Consider the following 1,238-nt stretch of genomic DNA (forward strand, 5'->3'; position numbering starts at 1 on the left):
TGATGGGACAGCTGATCAATACAACGAATTGTACAAATCCTTTGCAACAAACTTTGCTGATAAAAAGGATCTAATTGTCAAAATCTATCTAAGTGCAGGTCCAGCTGGGGAATTAAGATATCCCTCCTATCAAAATGCAGACGGTTGGAACTATCCTGAGAGGGGACAGCTTCAAGTTTATACTGAAGGTGCGAAACGGAATTTCAGGCTTACCATGAAAGAAAAATATTCAACTATTAAAAAACTCAATGCTGCTTGGGGAACTGAGTATAAAAAATGGAATGAGATTCAACCGCCAGGTAATGGGGATGAATTTTTTACTAGTGGTGGAGCAAGTGACACACAATTTGGAAACGACTTTATGGAGTGGTATCAAGGAGCTCTTGAAAATCATCTTTCAAAAATTTCGAAATTTGCCCATAAACATTTTGATAAAGTTTTTAATGTACCAATTGGGGCTAAAATCTCAGGTGTCCATTGGAAAATGAATGATCCAGTTATGCCGCATTCAGCAGAGTATAGCGCTGGTTACTATAACTACTCTCAACTACTTGATCAGTTTAAAAAATCTAATTTGGCCCTCACGTTTACTTGTTTAGAAATGGGAGATTACGACGCCCATACTGCACCATTCTATAGCGCTCCCAAAACGTTAGTGACTCAAATCGCTACTTTAGCTAAAGAGAAAGGAATTTCCTTAAACGGTGAAAATGCACTTCCTCTTATCAATAATGAATGGGGTTTCGATAATATTGCAGAAATGGTTTTCAACTACGATTTTGACGGCTTTACCTTGCTTAGAATGTCATATTTATTCGATGATGAAGGAAATCCAACAAATGAGTTTAGGATGATGGCAGATAAATTAGAAGGTAAGTCTATTCCAGTTACATTCACAGTTGAAAATGTACCTGTTACACCCAATCAGGGTGTTTACTTGATTGGTGATAGAGGAGAAATCGGCAGGTGGAATCCTGCAGATTACGAATATAAGCTAACCCAAAATCCAGAAGGCACCTGGAGTGGAACATTTCATTTAGCCGCAGATCGATTCTATGAATTCAAGTTTCTCATAAAAGATGAAAATGGAAATACTATATGGCAAGATGGTGAAAATAATAGCTATAAAACTCCTTTGAATGGTAAAGGAAACTACAAAACTTCATGGTAGATAAAAATATAAGGAGTTATAAGAAAATGAGTACTAATGATAGGTAGGCAAAGCTACTGTTTAGAGG

Annotated in this window: 1 protein-coding gene; it reads left to right on the forward strand. The window is 36.8% G+C overall.

Translation table 11 applies throughout. The features are described from left to right. A partial coding sequence (locus tag AC1DUW_RS29560) for a family 14 glycosylhydrolase (RefSeq protein WP_477644270.1) occupies positions 1 to 1,171 on the forward strand: 1,171 nt, incomplete at its 5' end. Positions 1,172 to 1,238 lie beyond the last annotated feature (67 nt).

The sequence above is a fragment of the Peribacillus sp. P4_C12 genome (assembly GCF_056402095.1).